The sequence below is a fragment of the Chamaesiphon polymorphus CCALA 037 genome, from assembly GCF_003003845.1.
Classification (GTDB): domain Bacteria; phylum Cyanobacteriota; class Cyanobacteriia; order Cyanobacteriales; family Chamaesiphonaceae; genus Chamaesiphon; species Chamaesiphon polymorphus.
Genome location: NZ_PVWO01000692.1, coordinates 1 through 2,367, shown reverse-complemented (window position 1 = coordinate 2,367; position 2,367 = coordinate 1). Strand labels below are relative to the sequence as shown.

2 protein-coding genes are annotated in these 2,367 nt (G+C 48.0%); both read right to left on the bottom strand.

Annotated features, from left to right (window positions below; genetic code table 11):
* Positions 1 to 122: 122 nt before the first annotated feature.
* Positions 123 to 1,157 carry a chemotaxis protein CheW gene (locus tag C7B77_RS28330; RefSeq protein ID WP_106312929.1) on the bottom strand — a complete coding sequence of 345 codons (1,035 nt, stop codon included), beginning with the start codon at positions 1,155 to 1,157 and terminating at the stop codon, positions 123 to 125.
* A 33-nt stretch (positions 1,158 to 1,190) separates the two neighbouring features.
* Positions 1,191 to 2,367 (bottom strand): response regulator (locus tag C7B77_RS28325; RefSeq protein WP_106312926.1); only part of this gene is annotated, 1,177 nt, incomplete at its 5' end.

The window sequence follows — 2,367 nt, the reverse complement described above, 5'->3', positions numbered from 1 at the left end:
GAGTTGGGAGTTGGGAGTTGGGGGGAGGGAACGCAGTTCCAAAATCTTCGGCCTAAAACCTAAAGCCTAAAACCTAAAGCCTAAAACCTAAAACCTAAAACCTAAAGCCTAAAACCTAAAACCTAAGCTACACTCTGGGGTAAAAACTCACTTTTTACTAACTCTTGCAGTTTGACTAAATACATCAACCGATCACCATATTTGGTGACTCCGCGCAGATAGCCACGCAATCGATCGCTCACCGACAGTGGTAGCTCATCAATTTGGCCAATTGGTAGATACAAGACATCAAAAATCCGATCTACCCCGATTCCCAGCCGGATCTCGCCGATTTGGATGATGACGACTTCCTGACGGGGCAGCACGGGTAAAATTTGTAAGATGCCGCCTAGTTCTACTACTGGTAAAATTTCTCCTCGCCAGTTGATTTGTCCCAAGATTGCAGACGATGCAACTGGTACTGGTGAGAGCATAAATCGATCGAGGGTATCGACATCGACGATGAGTTCGAGGGGCAATCCGATCGATTCTGTACCGATTTGAATGACTAAAAAGCCCTCTTCTCGATCGGTACTCTGTGCCTGAATAATTGAAGTTTTGAGTTGGGTAGCGCGAGTGGCAAAGGTAGCTCGCTCGTCAACCGTCGCTTGCGGACAACAGCGACTGTAAAAGTCTGATTCGGCTCCCGCAATAATGGGGGACTCGTTATCTAGAGCGGCAACGGCATCTGGTTCGCGAATCAACCGATCGAGATCGAGACAAGTGACCACATCGTCATCACTCTGAGCGATTCCGAGCGTAAATTGCCGATCGAGTGCCGATTGGCGACTTTGAATCAGATCGAGAGCGAGCGGTTGGGGATCCAACAGGCGCACGTCATACACCTGATGGGCGACAATGCCGATATAAGTACCCCGATCCTCGACTACAATGACTCGATCGGTTACATTGCAACCCGAAAAACCGCGTCCAAATCGTAAATCTAAATGTAATACTGGGACTAAATGAGATCGCCAATTAAAGATACCGATGATATCTACTGGTGCGGTCGCCAATGAGTACAACTCAGGCAGCCAGCAGATCTCTCTGACAAAGGTAGTACTAATTCCATACAGCGAGCCATGCAGATCGAAGATGAGATTCTGCTTGTCTAACATGATATTTATTAAGTATAAAAAACAGAAGACTTATCATTGAATATGCCCACCTTTAGTGTATTGATTCACAATCGCTACTAATTTTTCATCATTTAAAGGTTTGGTTAGGTACTCAGTCGCACCTACCATCTCGGCGAGCGCGCGATCGTAGCTCTTATCTTTGGCAGTGAGCATGACGATCGGCAGATGCGTAAATTTACTCATCCGGCGTAAGGTCTGACATAGCTCGATCCCATCGATACCGGGCATGGTCACATCTAGTAACAATAAATCTACAGGCTGCCGCGCCAGTAGATGTAAGGCACTCATTGCATCATTGGCGAGCAACACCTCACAATGATCGCTCAAGGCACGCTTGATCCGCGTTTGGACGATCGGGCTGTCGTCTACCGACAAGACGATCGGCAATTCTGCGGGGGCTTGTGGCTCCACCACGACATCGATCGGCTTTTGGCAATGCATCCACCCCATTTGCACCCATTGCGCGTAAGAACGGGCAACTTGCAGCGGATCTCGCTCCAAAGCAGTCGCAATATCGACGATCGTTCTTTGTCCGTCAAACCATTTGCGCGAATGTTGTTCGATCGCCACTTCGGCGATCTTGGCTAGCATCGCTGGTGTCGGGGGCAAGGGTACGGCGGCAATACTCGGAATTAAATTCGTAATTTTGCTCCAATACTGCTGGCGAGTATTGACTGTCATCATCAACTGCTGCCAGTTCAATCCACAGCCGTCGGCTCCATGATAGAAGTCAACGTCTGTCTGCGGCACGAACCGATATTTGCCAGGAAAACCGATCGCTTGTTCGAGGGCAAACACGACCTGTCCTTGCGCCCAAGTATCGATCTGTTCCCACGTCAACACCTGTCTTTGCACCAAAAACGTTAATAGGTCGCGACTAGAATGAGGATAGACTAATTGTTGGATCAGCCAACCCTCGATCGATGGCGCGTATTCTGGTTTGAATTTTTGAACGAGCGTTCTAATTAGTTCGCCACGATCGATTAGCTTATTACCACCATAGGTAATTTCGCCCTTATACCACATCAAAACTCGCTGCCAATATTTGCCAGTCTGCACTTCTACTTCAAGCTGCAAAGTTCCACTCGCCTGTTGTTGTCGAAAAGATTCGATCAGCCGAGCTAGATCCTGTGATTGATAGGGAATTAGTGGCAATGTTTCCCCTGGTATTAAGACATCACCCATAGAC